General features: G+C 57.7%; 16 protein-coding genes and 1 pseudogene. 10 read left to right on the top strand and 7 right to left on the bottom strand.

Annotated features, from left to right (window positions below):
• Positions 1–96 precede the first annotated feature (96 nt).
• Positions 97–583 (top strand): annotated as a pseudogene (locus FPZ52_RS18175) (transposase); the annotation flags it as partial.
• 168 nt (positions 584–751) lie between these two features.
• On the opposite strand, the gene FPZ52_RS18180 reads toward FPZ52_RS18175, so the two are convergent.
• The 3 genes from FPZ52_RS18180 to FPZ52_RS18190 form a co-directional block, all read right to left on the bottom strand.
• Positions 752–1,768, bottom strand: a complete 1,017-nt coding sequence (locus FPZ52_RS18180; protein ID WP_146367014.1) for an LLM class flavin-dependent oxidoreductase — start codon at positions 1,766–1,768, stop codon at positions 752–754.
• A 145-nt stretch (positions 1,769–1,913) separates the two neighbouring features.
• Positions 1,914–2,261: an antibiotic biosynthesis monooxygenase family protein gene (locus FPZ52_RS18185; RefSeq protein WP_146367144.1), complete on the bottom strand. Its 348-nt coding sequence runs from the start codon at positions 2,259–2,261 to the stop codon at positions 1,914–1,916.
• Positions 2,261–2,719, bottom strand: a complete 459-nt coding sequence (locus FPZ52_RS18190; protein ID WP_146367015.1) for a hypothetical protein — start codon at positions 2,717–2,719, stop codon at positions 2,261–2,263. The genes FPZ52_RS18185 and FPZ52_RS18190 overlap by 1 nt, the downstream gene beginning before the upstream one ends.
• 203 nt (positions 2,720–2,922) lie before the next feature.
• Between FPZ52_RS18190 and FPZ52_RS18195 the strand changes: the two genes are divergently transcribed.
• A complete protein-coding gene (locus tag FPZ52_RS18195) occupies positions 2,923–3,885 on the top strand; it encodes an aldo/keto reductase (RefSeq protein WP_146367016.1) in 963 nt (320 codons plus the stop codon).
• A 12-nt stretch (positions 3,886–3,897) separates the two neighbouring features.
• Here the strand turns inward: FPZ52_RS18195 and FPZ52_RS18200 are convergent, their stop codons facing one another.
• The 4 genes from FPZ52_RS18200 to FPZ52_RS18215 all read right to left on the bottom strand — a co-directional run bounded on the left by FPZ52_RS18200 (position 3,898) and on the right by FPZ52_RS18215 (position 8,584).
• Positions 3,898–4,758 (bottom strand): dienelactone hydrolase family protein, encoded by an 861-nt coding sequence (locus FPZ52_RS18200; RefSeq protein ID WP_146367017.1) that lies wholly within the window; start codon positions 4,756–4,758, stop codon positions 3,898–3,900.
• Positions 4,746–6,428, bottom strand: a complete 1,683-nt coding sequence (locus FPZ52_RS18205) for an alpha/beta hydrolase (protein WP_240804517.1) — start codon at positions 6,426–6,428, stop codon at positions 4,746–4,748. The genes FPZ52_RS18200 and FPZ52_RS18205 overlap by 13 nt, the downstream gene beginning before the upstream one ends.
• Positions 6,429–6,559: 131 nt before the next feature.
• Entirely contained in the window at positions 6,560–7,249 is a 690-nt protein-coding gene (locus FPZ52_RS18210) for a DUF1045 domain-containing protein (RefSeq protein ID WP_146367019.1), read from the bottom strand.
• Between the two features lie 303 nt (positions 7,250–7,552).
• Positions 7,553–8,584: an aldo/keto reductase gene (locus tag FPZ52_RS18215; RefSeq protein WP_146367020.1), complete on the bottom strand. Its 1,032-nt coding sequence runs from the start codon at positions 8,582–8,584 to the stop codon at positions 7,553–7,555.
• Positions 8,585–8,752: 168 nt separating this feature from the next.
• Here FPZ52_RS18215 and FPZ52_RS18220 point away from each other — a divergent pair, with 168 nt between their 5' ends.
• The 8 genes from FPZ52_RS18220 (at position 8,753) to FPZ52_RS18255 (ending at position 16,090) form a co-directional block, all read left to right on the top strand.
• A complete protein-coding gene (locus FPZ52_RS18220) occupies positions 8,753–9,658 on the top strand; it encodes an AraC family transcriptional regulator (protein ID WP_146367021.1) in 906 nt (301 codons plus the stop codon).
• Between the two features lie 435 nt (positions 9,659–10,093).
• Positions 10,094–11,134, top strand: coding sequence for a YeiH family protein (locus FPZ52_RS18225; RefSeq protein WP_146367022.1), 1,041 nt, complete (start codon positions 10,094–10,096; stop codon positions 11,132–11,134).
• The gene (locus tag FPZ52_RS18230; protein WP_146367023.1) at positions 11,131–12,018 is read left to right on the top strand and encodes a LysR family transcriptional regulator; all 888 of its coding nucleotides are present in this window, start codon (positions 11,131–11,133) and stop codon (positions 12,016–12,018) included. The genes FPZ52_RS18225 and FPZ52_RS18230 overlap by 4 nt, the downstream gene beginning before the upstream one ends.
• 285 nt (positions 12,019–12,303) lie before the next feature.
• On the top strand, positions 12,304–13,062 hold the full coding sequence (gene minC / locus FPZ52_RS18235) for a septum site-determining protein MinC (protein ID WP_146367024.1): 759 nt from the start codon (positions 12,304–12,306) through the stop codon (positions 13,060–13,062).
• A 25-nt stretch (positions 13,063–13,087) separates the two neighbouring features.
• Entirely contained in the window at positions 13,088–13,906 is an 819-nt protein-coding gene (gene minD, locus FPZ52_RS18240; protein WP_146367025.1) for a septum site-determining protein MinD, read from the top strand.
• A gap of 2 nt (positions 13,907–13,908) precedes the next feature.
• Complete coding sequence (minE, locus tag FPZ52_RS18245) at positions 13,909–14,172, top strand: cell division topological specificity factor MinE (protein WP_146367026.1); 264 nt, start codon at positions 13,909–13,911, stop codon at positions 14,170–14,172.
• A gap of 200 nt (positions 14,173–14,372) precedes the next feature.
• Positions 14,373–15,293 (top strand): diacylglycerol/lipid kinase family protein, encoded by a 921-nt coding sequence (locus FPZ52_RS18250; RefSeq protein WP_146367027.1) that lies wholly within the window; start codon positions 14,373–14,375, stop codon positions 15,291–15,293.
• Positions 15,290–16,090, top strand: a complete 801-nt coding sequence (locus FPZ52_RS18255; RefSeq protein ID WP_146367028.1) for a metallophosphoesterase family protein — start codon at positions 15,290–15,292, stop codon at positions 16,088–16,090. The genes FPZ52_RS18250 and FPZ52_RS18255 overlap by 4 nt, the downstream gene beginning before the upstream one ends.
• Positions 16,091–16,155 lie beyond the last annotated feature (65 nt).

Consider the following 16,155-nt stretch of genomic DNA (forward strand, 5'->3'; position numbering starts at 1 on the left):
ACTTGCGCCTCTGGGTGCGCGCTACCATGCAGTGCAACTCCTATTAGATAACAATAAGTTATCTAATAGGAGAAATCAGTTCACGAACTCGACAAGATCGAGAGCTGGTGGCATGCCAAGGTGCCCGTCCGAGAGATGGCGCGTGGCTTGAAGCGTCACAAATCGACGATCTTTCGCGAGATAAAGCGCAATTTCTGGGCGGATGATGCGTTCCCGAAGAAGTACGCTGGCTACTTCGGTCATGCAGCTCAATTGCAGACGGACAAGCGCCGGTCTGTGCAGCGGAAGCTGATCCGCCATCCAGACCTATGTAAAGCCGTCATTGCCCGCATCAAACAAGGCTGGTCGCCCGAGCAGATCGGCAACCGAATGATCTATGAAGGCGCCAAACTGCGGGTCTGTCAGGAGACGATCTACCGCTACATTTACTCTCAGGAAGGCATGGATCAGGAGCTCTGGTGGTACCTGCCCGAACACCGCAAAGCGCGTCGTCCGCGTCGTGCCAGAAAGCGGCTGCCGCCAAAACCGCTTTACAGCCCTTCTGAAGAACCCGAACAAGCGCACCAAACCTGTAATGGTAAAATCATGAATTGAGCTTCACCATGGAACCATCGGCCCTCAATATTTTTCAAGGCGTCGGCCAGCGCGTGTGCGTCATATGGGTGACCTCGTAGCAACCACATCCCGACCACAAAGTCACCTCGAAATCACCACAGGCGTTGATCACATGTGACAGGCGTCCGGTGGATGATCACCGCCAACCGAGCGCCGGGGCGACATGCGTCAGGATGCTCTCCATGACATGTACGTTGTAGTCCACGCCCAGCATGTTCGGAACCGTCAGAAGCAACGTATCGGCTTCGGCGATGGCTTCGTCCTTACGCAATTCTTCGACCAGCTTATCCGGTTCGTCGGCGTAACCGCGCCCGAATACCGCGCGGAAATTATCGATACTGCCGATCTGGTCGCTTTCCTTGCCTCGCCCGAAATACATTCGGTCAGTGTCGTTCATCAGCGCAAAGATCGAACGGCTGACCGACACCCGCGGGGTACGGATGTGCCCGGCGTCTTTCCACGCATCGCGATAGACGCGGATCTGCTTGGCTTGCTGAACATGGAACGGCTCACCCGACTCGTCCACTTTCAACGTGGAGCTTTGCAAGTTCATCCCCTGCTTCGCCGCCCATTCGGCCGTAGCGTTCGAGGCAGACCCCCACCAGATGCGGTCACGCAAACCATCGGAATGCGGCTCCAACCGAAGCAATCCCGGCGGGTTGGGGAACATGGGGCGCGGGTTCGGTTGAGCAAAGCCTTTGCCCTCCAACTGGTTCAGGAAAACCTCGGTATGACGCCGCGCCATATCCTGATCGGTTTCACCATCGGCGGGCTGATAACCAAAGTAGCGCCAGCCTTCGATCACCTGCTCAGGCGAGCCACGGCTGATGCCCAGTTGCAAACGCCCACCTGAAATCAGATCAGCAGCGCCTGCATTCTCGATCATATAGAGCGGGTTTTCGTAGCGCATGTCGATGACGCCAGTGCCGATTTCGATCGTGGATGTCCGTGCACCAACCGCCGACAAAAGCGGGAAAGGCGACGCCAATTGCTGTGCAAAATGGTGAACGCGGAAATAGGCTCCGTCAAACCCCAACTCCTCGGCAGCCTCCGCCAATTCTATAGACTGCAGCAATACGTCGGATGCGGAGCGCACCTGCGAACCGCGATCCGGCGACCAATGCCCGAAGGACAGAAAGCCCAGTTTCTTCATGGTGAACACTCCAAATTAGCTTCGGGCAAAGTTGATATGGATGCCCCGTCGACCACAAATCTATGAACGCCAGGGTACATTCCGCAAGGGCGACCGCCCTGCCCCACAGCACAGACACTGTGCATCGGCGTGATCGCCCGAAACGCTAAGTGACGTGTCGAGCCTTGCTATCAGCCGGCGCAGCGTCACGTTCATCCATGCCGTAGTCCCGCAGAACCCTCGCAACCCGCAGGCGATATCCGGAAAAAACGCCGTTGCGACCTTTGGCCTGCGCATCACGGTGCTCCGGCAAGTTGCGCCAAGCCATGACCGCCTCTTCGTCGCGCCAGAATGACAGGGACAGCAGCTTGTTCGGGTCGCTCAGGCTGCGAAATCGTTCGACCGAAATGAACCCATCCATCTGCTCCAAATATGGGCGCAGGTCAGCGGCAATGTCGAGATACTGGTTCAGGTGACCCTCAGCGGGCTCGACCTCGAATATTACTGCGATCATCATAGCTCCTGCGGCAAGGGCGCGGGCGGCGTGCAATTCGCAAGCCCACGCATGGTTTCGCCAAACTGCGCCGCCGCGATGTTGACGACGTTTTCTATCAATGCGCTGGGATCTTCCGATATTTCATCCACGCGCCTTGATATGGTTGCAAGCCGCACCTCCATCTGTTCGGCACGCTGGCCAAGAGCATCAAGCGCCTCTGGCCGTGCATCGCCCAACTGATCGCGCGCGTCGGCAAGATCACTGCGCAGACTGGCAACCTCGGCTGTGAGTGTCTGAACATCGTTGCACACGGGCTGCATCGAGATCAGATTCTGCGCCAAATCATCGGTCACAGCATTGACCTCTGACACGAGGAGCCATGCGAGCAATAGACACAACGCCAGCAGGATTAATGTCGCGTTGAGCATAGCCAACAGAATGTTTTTCAGGGCCGTGCCAAGTCGTGATGCGAACATGTTGTCCCCCGGATGAAATACATCACGACAATGCGCTGGTATGACTGCATTCTCAAGGGCATAACCTGCGTAAGCGGTCAGACCGAATTAGTGGGCTTGACCCAAGGCCATCAGGGTGAAAAAGAGTGCTTCCGCATAACCTGCCCTGTCGCACTTGGCCGCTATCGCCGTTGCGGCAGATCCCGCAGAAAAGGAGATATCCTATGGAAATGCGCCCCATCGGTTCGACCGGTGTCGCCATCACCCCGCTCGGCTTCGGCACCTCGGCCTTGGGCGATATGCCCGACACCTATGGCTATGCAGTCAGCGAAGACCGTGCACGTGCGACGCTGGCCCGGTTGTTCGAAGGTCCGGTCAATATGATCGACAGTTCGCGCCTATACGGCTTCGGACGCAGCGAGGAACGCATCGGTGCCGCCATTCGCGCCAATGGCGGGCTGCCTGACGGCATGGTCCTGTCGACCAAGCTGGACCGTGACCTCGACACCGGCCGCTTCGATGCCGCACAGGCACGTAAATCGTTGGAAGAAAGCCTTGAGGCGCTTGGCATCGATCGCATTCCGATCCTGCATCTGCACGATCCCGAACACGCCCGCGATCTGGACGAGATCCGTAACAAGGGCGGCGCGTTGGATGAACTCTTCCGCATGAAAGAAGAAGGCCTCGTCGACGCAGTAGGGCTGGCGATGGGCCGGCTCGACATCATGGAGCCTTTGGTCGATGACTGGGCGTTCGATGTCCTGATCAGCCACAACCGTTACACGATCATCAATCGCAGCGCCGACCGCCTGTTCTCGGCCGCGCACGCCCGGGGTATTGCCATCATCAATGCTGCGCCTTTTGCGGGCGGCATTTTCGCCAAGGGCAGCAACGCGACGCAGAAAGTCTCCTACACCGATATGGATGACGAAGGCCTCGCACCGGTGCGCGCGGTCGAAGTCCTTTGCGCAGATATGGGCGTCGAACCCGGTGCCGCCGCTTTGCAGTTTTCGATGCGCGATCCGCGGATCACCTCGACACTCGTAGGTGTTTCCCGCCCAGAACGCATCGACCAGAACCTTGCGTGGGCCGAAGCCGAAATCCCTGAAGGTTTCTGGGATGCACTAGCGGAAGTTCCATTCTCAACCGAAGATCCCGAAGCCAACCGTGTCTACAACGCTGGCTGAAACCGTGCGGTCCTAGTCGCGAATGGATTTCAAAAAGGCGCGGATTGCGGTCCGCGCTTCTTCACGTCGCGCGGGGTTGAACTCCAGCGTCGTCAGGGCGGATTTGTCGCGTTGATCAAAGCCATGATCCGCCCTCGCGATCACGACCGTTTCCATATGCGCCCCCACCGCCTGTAGTTCCTCCGCACGTTCAAGACAGGCTGACGTGCTTACGATCGTGTCGTTCTCGGCCAGCACCATCAACGCAGGCAGGCCCACCTCCCAGTTTTCGCCGCGCGTTCCGTTCAACACCCCGCAATAGGGATAAAGCAGCACAAGCCCGGCAAGATCAGTCAGAATGGCATCAGGGGGCTGTGGCCACTCCGTCAGCCCCGGCGGAACCTCAGCGGAATTGGCCAGACCAACCATTTCCATCGCACTCCAACCACCATGCGATGCGCCAAACAAAACCACATCATTTGTCACGTCCGGCATGTCCAGCAACGCTTTCAGAGCCACCGCGACGTCGCCCGCCCGTTCCGCCCCCGTCAGAATCTGGCCGCTGCACACGAGCCGCCAACTGTCGAACTTGTCCAGCTTGCGTGGCGCATGACTATCGAGGATCAGCGCAACCCGACCGTCTGCGACCATCTCCTTCGCCCAGAAATCCATATTGTCGTGCACGCCATCACAGCCGGATAACAAGATAGCGGCTGGAAACGGGCCGTCGCCATCGGGTTTGAGTATCTGCCAATGCCGCGCCAGTTCTCGCGTGCGATCCGCCGGTGTATCCACCGTGAAGCTCACCCGCGCCGCCTGTCGCGCCGTGTTCAGGGCAACACCCGCAACGATCAGCCCGACCGCAAGAACACCCCACCAGATCACTTTCGGCATCCCAGTCCCCAGTCGAGACTACACCATGTTTTCAGTCGTTTGGTTTGCTCGGCTGTCCATCCTTCGGGAGCTGTCACCGCGATCCAACCATCGATATAGTCTCGCGCAATGTAATTATGCCCATATCCTTGGGGCAAGGCCTTTGATAGCGCCAGATCAAGCGCCAACTGGAACTGCGTCACGACAGGAACAAACCGCATCGCAGGAGACACGTCCGGCGCTGGTGGCTCGCGCATCCACTGCGGAGCACGCCACACCGAACTTGGCTCATAAAAAACGATGGGGTCAGAGCCTTGCTGCATGAAGACAATTCGCAACCGGCCCCAATCGTCATTGTCCAGATTGGGCCCGTCAAACTGTGACATGAAGCGTACCAGCGACCCGTCGCCCACCTGCGGCAATACATAAGGTGAACCTTGGTCACGTGCTGCAACCATGCGGCGCCAGAGATTCGAGGGGAATGGCGGTCCTGTCCACAGGGCGCCTTGAATTGGGTCGTCAATCAGTTGGAACAGGTCGAACGAATACATCGAAGACCATGCACCAAGGCTGATGCCATGGACATAGAATTGGGGTCTGTCATCTACGGGCAAGCTGCGCCAGTGCTGATAGATCACCCGCATCGTATCCGTCGCCTGATCCAACCCGGAAGCCGTTTCAAAGATCAACGCCAGCGGAGATTGCAGATAGGAATACTGCACAGCCACCGTCGCGATGTCACCATTGTGCAAGTATTCAATTGGATCGTGCCCACCGGGGTCGAGCCAGCCGGTGCCTGTCGGGCTCGCCACAATCAACACTTTGCGGTCGAATGCGCCCAACCGTTTGAGTTCTTCCAGCGCGATTTGAGCGCGCACCTCCGGATCATCATCCTGCGCACGCCCGACATAGACACGGATCGGATCAAGCGCCGGCGCCCCGCTTAACGCACTGATATCGGCAGCTGTGGGGCCTTGAGTGACGAAATTCCGCCCTGGCTGTCCCATGGCGGCCCAGTCCACAAATGATCCGGGACCACCCGCGGTATCCGGATCGTCCGGCGCGGGTGGTGCGGTGGCAAACAGATCCTGCGCCGCCTCATAGGACTCATCCGCTGCGTCGAATGCCCATGCGACAATCCCGTCGCGGGTGACGACGAACACCACAGAAACCGCGAGCATCAGCCCCAGCACGTTCGCAGTCCGTGCGGGCATCACGCGGTAGAGTCGCGACCGCAGGATGTCGAACAGTTCTTGCACCATCCACCCGATAAGGAAGCAGAACAGGAAGACTGCAACCGCCAGCCCGAGCATGCCAAGAGTGCGGTAATCCTCCGACGGGTCCATCCCGACCCGGAGACGTATGGTGTCCTGCCATTTGGAGGCTTGCGACACGTCCCAAACCCACAAAGCCAGCACGGGGATCGCGACCAGGCTATGGGCGACTCTGGCTGCCTTGCCGCGCAGAAGCGGCAATTCAATTGCTCGCCATGCCGACAGAAAAAGCTGGCCGAGCATATATCCTACCCCTGTCACCAACCCGGCCAACACCCCTTGAAACAACCAGTGGCGCGGGATCAGCGAAGGCGTTAGCGACGCGGCGAAGAAAACCAACCCAAGCAGTAGAGGCAGGACCGCAAACCCTAGCAGCCGGACCTCACGATGTGGACAATGGCCCCTTTTCTCGCGCACGGGCAAATCCAGGTCGTGACGGCGTGTTCTTCGATCAGACATAAAACGCGGACCCTCGGATGCGCAGGGAGTAATGTTCGCCTAGCACAATCAAATGCTACTGACCACAAATCGGATGCAGTGATCAGAGTTTAGTTCATTCCCAAGGCAAAGCGTTCGATCAAACGAAAGCACCCGTCCGCACCCGATCCGACAAGGCATATGTCGTTCACCTCAAACTCGTCAGCCAGGAAGGGAGCTACAAGCGGCTCCACGGCTGCGACAGTTACGTCAGCGTCTCTGTCGGTGAGCTGGCCGGTGAGCGTCAGGTGAAAGCGGAACTCGTCCATCACATAGGGATAGCCCCACCGCGCGAGGTTTGCCTCCTGCGCCGCATTCAACCCCGATTTGCGGCGGCGGATCAGGTCCTGTTCCGTAGTCGGTGCACGGAAGGTATCGAAATCACGCACAATGCCCGCTGCCAAAGCAGTCAAATCCTCCGATTGTGGTGGGCAAAGCGCGAGAAACCGACCGATCCGTTTCAATCGCAAGCCAGCCGTACGCAGTGGTTTATGCCGCTTCGCGAAGGTTTCTGCAGTTTTACGCAAGCCGATCGCTTCGGCACCTTCCGCCAAGCGAAACGGCGGCTTCAACGTCCCATGAAAGCCATATTTTCTAGGTGTCGCGGTAATCTCGGATACAGGGCGCGGCAGGTTGGGCAATTTTGGATGCGAGCGCTCTTCGCCCGTCAATACATCCCAGCCGAGCCAGGACGCTGTGAAGTCCGCAAATGGCCCTGCCGGCGGTAGGTAATAGATCGCGTAGCGTTCAAATCCGGTCATGTCGCGGCTCCTGTTATGATACGGATTCCATGTATCTAAAGTCGCCGGTTTTCAATCGCTCTCGCTCACCAAGCGGCATACAAAGAGCCGAACTTTTCGCGTCTCACATATGGGCGTAGTCGCGCAAATAGGCGCGTTGCCCGCCCACTCACACAAGAAACCAACTGCATTGGAACGCTTTAGGCGAACCAGTTTCCTGCGCGATGACTGGAGGTGCGGGCACTGAGATCCGCGCCCGTTGCTGAGTTGGCTTCACGTAGAAATATCCAGGCGAAAGCCGGGGAGCCAACAGTCGCCAGATATTTAGCTCTTCAGAAGATGTGCACGATACTCGCCCTGTCGTTCCAGCATCCAGCCGGGGTATTCGGCGGGCAGCCTGGTCACCGCGTCTAACGCATCGAGATCATCAGGGGTCAAGGACGCCTCTGTCGCAGCAATGTTGTCCTCTAGTTGATCACCTCGTTTCGCGCCGACGATAACGCTCGTCACGGCGCTTTGGTGCAACAACCATGCCAGCGCAACCTGAGCGACGGAGCAACCCTTGCCGTCTGCAATCCTGCGCATCACCTCGATTGCATCGTGGGCACGATCCTTGTCGATCGGCGGAAAATCGAAATTCACTCGTCGGCCTTCCGACGTGTTGCCGCCGCGGTCGTATTTGCCGGACAGGAAACCACCTGCTAGCGGGCTCCAGACCATCAGCCCGACATCTTCGGATTGCAGCATAGGGACGACCTCGCGTTCAAGATCTCGGCCAGCCAGTGTATAATACGCTTGCAGTGACACGATCGGAGCAAGCTGCCGCGCCTCGGTAACACCCACCGCTTTAACTACCTGCCACGCCGCCCAGTTGGACAGACCGACATAGCGCACGAGCCCTTGCCGCACCAATGTGTCAAGCGCCCCCAATGTCTCCGAGATCGGTGTGGCAGGATCGAACCCGTGGATCTGGTACAGGTCTATGTGGTCGAGTTGGAGCCGCCTCAAGCTGGCCGTCGCCTGATCCAGTATATGCCCCCGCGATGCACCGCGCGCGTTCGGTCCTTCACCCATGGGACCAAGAACTTTTGTCGCGATCACCACGTCTTCGCGGGCAATGCCAAGATTCTTGAGCGACTGACCGAGGATCATCTCGCTCCGCCCGTTGGCGTAGATATTGGCGGTGTCGATAAAGTTGATCCCCGCATCGAGCGCGGTACGAACCAGACCATCCGCTTGCTCCTGCTGAAGCTGGCCGATCTGACCCCACATTCCTTCCGACCCACCAAACGTCATTGTTCCAAGACACATTTCGGACACGAAAAGGCCGCTATGGCCGAGGCGACGATACCGCATGGATTACTTCCTTATTAGGTCGACGGGTCCGGATGACCACGATCTGGCCTTAACCTAGGTGCGCATGACGGGTGCGGGCCACGCCGATCCTCTTGAAATCCTGCCCGATCCTCTCGATCGCAGCAAAGCAATGATGCCAGGCGCCGATGCCCGCGCTATAGTGCCGCCATGCAGGAACCTTGTCTCGATACGTTGAAAACCCGCGCAATGGCGATCTGGCATGATCATGGGCGGGAGAACCCTTTGCCCGGCCTGTTCGTGACGGTCACCGATGAACCGACGGGCCCTTTTCATAGCACCTATCGCCCGTCTCTTATCGTGGTCTTGCAGGGCGCGAAGGTCAGCCATCTTGGCAATCGCACCTACCGGTATGACGGGGGCAAGTGCCTGATCGCGTCGCTTGATGTTCCCATTCGAGCCGAGATCGTCACCGCTTCTGCCGAGGCTCCTTATGTAGCATTCGCTCTCAACATCGAACCTGCGAGCATCACTGAGTTGTTGCTGCAAACGTCACCGGAGGCCCGGTCGGTTGGACCGACACCGGTTGCGCTCGGCGTACACGGCTTGCCCGAGCTTGTGCTCGACCCCCTCGAACGATTGCTTGCGCTGGTTGAACGGCCGAACGACATCCCCGTTCTGGCACCGATGATAAAACGCGAGATCATCTGGTATCTGCTGAACAGTCCGCAAGGCGCGATGCTGCGACAGATCGGCCTGACCGACAGCCGGATGGCTCGGATTGGCAAGTCGATCGCGTGGGTGCGCGGCAATTTCACTCAAACCCTGAGTATACCGCATCTGGCGGCGCTGGCAGGCATGAGCCCCGCCACCTTCCACCGCCATTTCAAGACAGCCACCGCGATGACACCGGTCCAGTTTCAGAAGCAGCTACGCCTGCAGGAAGCGCGGCGCCTGCTTCTCAGCGACAGCGCAGACGTTACGCAGGTCGGGTTTGCCATTGGCTATGAAAGCCCCTCACAGTTTAGCCGAGAATACCGTCGCATGTTCGGCGCTCCGCCGGGACGCGACGCGGTAGCAATCCGTCGGGTCATGTCGAATGATGTACACGCCTGACATTGCTTGTTTGTGATCGATCATCGCCTACCGATTTGACCTTCCAGCAAGTTTTAAAACGGCAAACAGTTGTCAGTGTGCAGGCGCCTTTAATCGAGCCTCCGATTCTCGTTCGGTTACGAAGCCGGTTGGCGACATTACGGTCAAACCGGGACCAAGATGTCGCCATGGCGAAGGGTGATTCACCTGGTGATTCTGCAGCCCGATAGCGACGTCCCATCTAGCATCGCACAGAAGCAAGAGACGCAGTTCTACAACTCAGAAACCTGTCGCGGCGTCCTTGTACCCGTTGCAATTTGAGAGGGATACTTTTCCACCAAAATTCATGATGCTGAAAATCATTCGATAAATACGAACAATTAGAATAATATCATTCATTGGAGTGATGTTCATAGTGCCGCTATTTGTTCTGCATCACCGTCGCAGGAACGCATTATGGCCCAAGTCACCAACACATCTGGATTCCGAAATCATCCGTCGCGCCCCGAAACAGATCGTCTCCTGCCCGGTCTGGTTTTATCGGTGGCGATTGCCTCGCTGGCCTTCCTGCTTCGACAGATCCCGGGCGTCGGGGTCTTTAGCCCGTTGATCCTCTCAATCATTATAGGCATGCTGATTCACAATATTTTCGGTACACCCGTTATCGCCAAGCCGGGCGTGGCGTTCAGCCTTCGCATTATTCTTCGCGCCGGGATAGTATTGCTTGGATTGCAGTTGACCATTCAACAGGTGACTCAGGTCGGTGGTCTGGGCCTAGCAGTGATCATCACAACACTCCTCGCAACATTTATATTCACCAGTTGGCTAGGACGCATGCTAGGCGTAGATGCGAAATTGACACAACTGATTGCCGCAGGAAGTTCCATATGTGGCGCATCCGCCGTTATTGCCACCAACACCATTACCCGCGCCCGCGATGAGGACGTCACCTACGCCGTTGCCTGCGTCACAGTCTTCGGATCTCTTTCCATGCTACTGATGCCTTTGGCTGGCGGGTTTCTCACTATGGGACCGCATGCTTACGGGCTCTGGGCAGGTGCATCTATCCACGAAGTCGCACAAGTTGTCGCTGCCGCCTATGCGCGTGGTCAAGAGGCTGGCGAATTTGGCACTATCGCCAAATTGACCCGTGTAATGATGCTTGCTCCGATGGTCATGATGCTCGGCGCAATGGCCGCAAGGCAAGCACATCGCAACGGCTCGGAAAGCGGTCACACGACGCCGCCAATCCCTTGGTTTGTGCTGGGCTTCGTCGCAATGGTTGCACTGGCAAGCTCAGGCTGGATTCCCATGGAGACGCAATCCCTCACCACGCCCGCCACCAATTTTCTTCTCGCGACGGCGCTTGCCGCGATGGGTTTGGAAACGGATATCCGTAAGCTCGCCGCCGAAGGGATACGACCCGCGATGCTCGGCGCAGGGGCATGGGTTTTCATTTCCCTTCTGAGCCTGCTTCTGGTTCAGATGTTCGTATGACGTTCGACCAACTGCGCATTTTCATTGCCGTCGCCGAACGGGAGCATGTGACGCAAGCCGCCGCCGCGCTGAACATGACCCAAAGCGCCACGAGCGCAGCCATCTCTGCCCTAGAAGAAAGGCACGCGGTGCAGTTGTTCGACCGGATCGGTCGCCGAATCATTCTGACAGATGCAGGGCGCATCTTTCTGGACGAGGCCCGTGCGTTGCTGGCCCGCGCACAACAAGCCGAACAGGTTCTCGATGATCTGGCCGGACTAAAACGCGGCACCCTGCGACTGGGTGCCAGCCAGACCGTAGCCACGTACTGGCTGCCCCTGCTGATGCAACAATTCCGGAAGCAGTATCCCGGTCTTGCGCTGGAGCTGATCACGGGCAACACATCTCAGGTCACAACAATGGTTCACGATGCCATTGTCGATCTGGGCTTTGTAGAAGGAACCGTGTCCGACCCTGCGTTGAGCAAACAATCACTGCGCGGAGATGAACTTGCCCTAGTTGTCGCGCCCGGCCACCAATGGATCGAACAACCGCCACGCAAAGCCAATGATTTTCTGAAATCTGCGTGGATTCTCCGCGAACCCGGTTCGGGTACACGCGCCATCGCGGACGCCTTTTTTGCAAGTCACCGAATATCGGCGCTGGATCTGGAACTTACCTTGGAACTGCCCTCCAATGAGGCCGTTCGCGCGGCTGTGGAAGCGGGCGATAGCGCAACTATTCTGTCGACGTTGGTTACTCAGGCCTCGCTTGAAGCCGGGCGACTTGTACGAGTGAACTGCAATCTGCCAGCACGGCAATTCCATGTTCTGTGGCACAGGGAACGCAGGCTTACCAAGGCAGAACAGCGGCTTATGAAAATTTCGGGGATAGATCACGCATGAAAGCCTCCTCCTCTGAAAAGGTGATTACGCGTCAGGACACACCTGGACCGCTATGAAGAGTTGATCCGACCTACTCAATCGCATGACACTGCCATCTCGGGTGAGATGCCGCTGCTCGTGCTATATCGAAACGATCTCTTGCACCGCGATTTGCGGCGTCCATTCGCCGAGTCTTTAAATTAGCCGGATTTCGGGTGGACCTAGCGTTTCGGGAGCACTAAGCAATGGATAAACAGTGACGTCAACGAACGTCCAATACGACCCCCTAAAGGGCAGAGGCAGAACGTGCAGTCAGCAGAAGTCAAGGCAGCCGGTGCGCAACCCGTCGCATCCGTTAAGCCGTTTCAAATACGGGGACGCTTTGTCACGGCGGTCTCTCTACGGCTGGAGGGCGAACCGGATTCGAACTTTTTCAGCGCGCTGGACATCCAGCTGCAGAAGACCCCGCACTTCTTTCTGAATGCTCCGTTTGTGATTGATCTGGAACAAACCGCTGGCGCGGCGCGTGGCGGTGAACTGGAAACTTTGGTCAAAGAACTTCGCGGACGTAACCTGTCGGTTTTTGCCATCCAGAATGGGAGCGAGGACCAGACGATTGCCGCAAAGAAGGCTGGGCTGATCGCCTTGCCCGGCGGTCGTGATGTGCCTGTTGAGCGTGTAGAGCGCAACATCACCGAACCAAAGCCACGTGCTCAGACGACATCGGCACCCGTTCTCACGAACCAGACGATCACAGAACCGGTCCGATCTGGCCAGACGGTTGTTGCCGAACAAGGCGATTTAATTGTCGTCGGACCCGTCAGTTCCGGCGCAGAGTTGGTCGCGGTTGGCAACATTCATGTCTACGGCAGCTTGCGCGGTCGGGCCCTGGCCGGGGTCAACGGCGACGAGTCCGCCCGCATCTTCTGTCAGAACCTTGATGCCGAACTGCTTGCGATCGCAGGGGTTTACCAGACGAGCGAAGATCTGGACTCCGCCTTGCGAAAGCAACGTGTTCACGCATTTCTTGCGGACGAAAAGCTCTGCGTTGAAGCACTCAAATAGAACATCTATCGAGAGGGATCATTTCGTGGCCAAAGTCATAGTTGTCACTTCGGGTAAAGGGGGCGTCGGGAAAACCACCTCCGCTGCTGCTGTCAGCGCGGGCCTTGCGATGCGCGGAAACAAGACGGTCGTGATCGATTTCGACGTAGGCCTGCGCAATCTGGACATGATCATGGGTTGCGAACGCCGCGTCGTGTTCGACTTCATCAACGTCATCCAAGGCGATGCGAAGCTCAAGCAAGCACTGATCAAGGATCGGCGTCTGGACAATCTGTATGTCCTGCCCACATCCCAAACGCGCGACAAAGATGCGCTGACCCGCGAGGGGGTTGAGAAGGTCCTCAACGAGTTGAAGGAAGAATTCGACTACATCATCTGCGATAGTCCTGCGGGTATTGAGCGTGGCGCCCATCTGGCAATGTACTTCGCCGATGAAGCAATTGTCGTGACCAACCCTGAAGTATCCTCCGTCCGCGACAGCGACCGTGTTCTTGGGCTGCTGAACAGCAAGACCCACCGGGCCGAAACCAACGGCGCCGAACCGGTGAAGTCACAGCTACTGCTGACCCGATACGACACACAGCGCGTCACCAAGGGCGAGATGATGACGCTGGAAGATGTGCTGGAAATCCTCGCCATTCCGCTTCTGGGCGTGATCCCCGAAAGTCCCGCCGTGCTGCGCGCATCCAATGAGGGCATGCCCGTCACGCTCGACGAAAAAGCGGCGGCGGGTAAGGCCTATAGTGATGCGGTCGGTCGGCTGATCGGGGATCAGATCGAGATGCATATCGAAGGCGCGGACAAACCCGGCTTCTTCCAGCGGTTGCTCGGGCGGACGGCCTGATCATGTTTGGTTTCACTCTTCGCCCACGCAAGCCGAACAGCGCGCAGACAGCCAAGGATCGGCTGCAGATACTGCTTGCGCACGAACGCAGCGACGGTACGAAACCGGATTTTCTGCCGCTATTGCAACGTGACATTCTGGAAGTCGTCCGTAAGCATATGGACATCGACAAGGACGCCGTCGATGTAAACTTCGAACGTGGTGACGATCTTTCCAGCCTGGAAATCAACATTGATCTGCCCAAAACACCACCCAGAACCAAGTAGATCTCAGGTCGGCTCGTCTGTTGGCGTGCCGACCTTTGCTTCCACCCCGGGCCCGCCCACATCGTGCCCCACCATCGAAACAGTCGGGCTCCCTGAACTGAAAAGCCTGCCCTCTCAGCGGTTGCGATAGGAATACAGCACTGCGCGGAACCCAAGCGCTCCCAGTTCGTTGAACGAGCGGGTATGTTCAGGGGCAAACGATGGTAACGAAGCCGGATATCTGTGTTATCTTGAATGCCGGCTCTGGGAAGAGAGACGCGGTCGACTCCCCCCGTCTCATCAGGAACGCGTTCTCCAGTCATAAGAAGCCATACGTGTTAAAGCAGATCCGCAAAGGATCAGACCTGGTGGATGCGGCCGAGTCGGCGGTGGAAGAAGGCTACAAGACGGTCGTTGCCGCCGGTGGCGATGGCACGATATGTGCAGTCGCATCTGCCGTGTGTAAAAGCCAAGCCCAACTTGGGATAATCCCCTTGGGAACATTCAATTACTTTGCGCGCTCACTCGGCATTCCTGACGATGTGGATGCAGCGGTAGATGTCATGTTGAATGGATCACATCGCACCGTGCCGGTGGCCTTGATCAATGATCGCGTGTTTCTTAACAACGCCAGTCTCGGCGCCTATCCGGCGATCCTGCGCAATCGGGAAAACGTCTATAAACGTTGGGGGCGCAGTCGCGTTGCGGCGTATTGGTCAGTACTGAAAACACTGCTGACATTACGGAAACCTCTAATGCTCCAATTATCGATTGGACAGGACAGCTTCAGTTATCGCACGCCACTTGTTTTTGCCGTGAACAATGCCTTTCAACTAGACCAGATCGGCTTGGAAGGGCGGGACGACATCGCGGACGGGCGCATGGTCCTGTTCGTCGCCCCGGACAGCGGGCGCTGGGGAATGCTGAAACATGCGATTGCTCTCGCCACAGGAACCGCAGAGAAGAACCGCGATTTCCTTGTGCACGCTGCCGATGAAGTGCGCATTTCCACCGGCCGACGCGCCAGAAACGTCGCCTGCGATGGTGAACGCGCGAGGATGCCGGAACCGATGACGCTCAAGGTCAACCGCGAGGGCTTGAACGTGATGGTGCCACGTGCACGGGCAGACGGGGTAAGATGAAACGCATCGTGCATCTGTCGGACCTGCATTTCGGACGAGACAGACCAGAACTGGTCACGCCGCTTTCCCAGCAGATCAATCGGCTGGCGCCTGACCTCGTGGCCATCTCGGGCGATTTGACCCAGCGCGCGACAGAAAAGCAGTTCGGGGCAGCCCGAGCATTCATCGATGGGCTAACTGCCCCTACCCTCATCGTTCCTGGCAATCACGACGTCCCCTTGCATAATTTCCTGCTGCGCATCGTCCGACCGTGGTCGCGCTACCGCAACTGGATCAGCAAAACGTTGGAGCCGGAGGTCAGCGACGACGAAATGATTGTTCTCGGAGTGAACACGGTGAATCCTTATAGCTGGCAGCGTGGCTGGTTCGGGCGAAACGCCATCCGCCGTGTGCGCGACGCATTCGCCGACACCCACGGCCACCGCATCCGGATAGTCGTCGCACATCACCCGATGGAGCACTTGCCCGGAGAAGAGAAACGCCTCATGCGCGGAGCTTCGAGGGCAATCAGGCAACTGGGAGAAAGCAAGACTGATATGTTGCTGTCCGGGCATTTGCACAGCTGGCGCGCCAAACCCTTCGCCATGCAGGATGATAAAGGCGCGACGATCCAAGTCTTGGCCGGGACGGGCTTGTCGACGCGGCTGCGCGAGGAAGCGAACGATTTCAACCTCATCGAGGTTTCACAGGACACCATCTCGATCACGCGGTATTCGACCGATGAGAATGCGCGTCGTTTCGAAAACTCAGGCGAAAAGAGATTTATGCGCGGCGAAAACCGCGCAAAACACCCCTAGCGCGCAAGGGCCGAGGGCTTAACTTGTAAACGCGATGCGCTAGTGTGTCTTGATCAAGCTTTTGG

Origin of the sequence: Qingshengfaniella alkalisoli (assembly GCF_007855645.1) — a bacterium.
GTDB lineage: Bacteria > Pseudomonadota > Alphaproteobacteria > Rhodobacterales > Rhodobacteraceae > Qingshengfaniella > Qingshengfaniella alkalisoli.

Excerpts from the sequence above, each read along its gene's own strand:
- FPZ52_RS18180 (WP_146367014.1), bottom strand. The coding sequence starts at position 1,768 with ATGAAGAAACTGGGCTTTCTGTCCTTCGGGCATTGGTCGCCGGATCGC.
- FPZ52_RS18185 (WP_146367144.1), bottom strand. The coding sequence starts at position 2,261 with ATGATCGCAGTAATATTCGAGGTCGAGCCCGCTGAGGGTCACCTGAAC.
- FPZ52_RS18190 (WP_146367015.1), bottom strand. The coding sequence starts at position 2,719 with ATGTTCGCATCACGACTTGGCACGGCCCTGAAAAACATTCTGTTGGCT.
- FPZ52_RS18195 (WP_146367016.1), top strand. The coding sequence starts at position 2,923 with ATGGAAATGCGCCCCATCGGTTCGACCGGTGTCGCCATCACCCCGCTC.
- FPZ52_RS18200 (WP_146367017.1), bottom strand. The coding sequence starts at position 4,758 with ATGCCGAAAGTGATCTGGTGGGGTGTTCTTGCGGTCGGGCTGATCGTT.
- FPZ52_RS18210 (WP_146367019.1), bottom strand. The coding sequence starts at position 7,249 with ATGACCGGATTTGAACGCTACGCGATCTATTACCTACCGCCGGCAGGG.
- FPZ52_RS18215 (WP_146367020.1), bottom strand. The coding sequence starts at position 8,584 with ATGCGGTATCGTCGCCTCGGCCATAGCGGCCTTTTCGTGTCCGAAATG.
- FPZ52_RS18220 (WP_146367021.1), top strand. The coding sequence starts at position 8,753 with ATGCAGGAACCTTGTCTCGATACGTTGAAAACCCGCGCAATGGCGATC.
- FPZ52_RS18225 (WP_146367022.1), top strand. The coding sequence starts at position 10,094 with ATGGCCCAAGTCACCAACACATCTGGATTCCGAAATCATCCGTCGCGC.
- FPZ52_RS18230 (WP_146367023.1), top strand. The coding sequence starts at position 11,131 with ATGACGTTCGACCAACTGCGCATTTTCATTGCCGTCGCCGAACGGGAG.
- minE (WP_146367026.1), top strand. The coding sequence starts at position 13,909 with ATGTTTGGTTTCACTCTTCGCCCACGCAAGCCGAACAGCGCGCAGACA.
- FPZ52_RS18250 (WP_146367027.1), top strand. The coding sequence starts at position 14,373 with ATGGTAACGAAGCCGGATATCTGTGTTATCTTGAATGCCGGCTCTGGG.
- FPZ52_RS18255 (WP_146367028.1), top strand. The coding sequence starts at position 15,290 with ATGAAACGCATCGTGCATCTGTCGGACCTGCATTTCGGACGAGACAGA.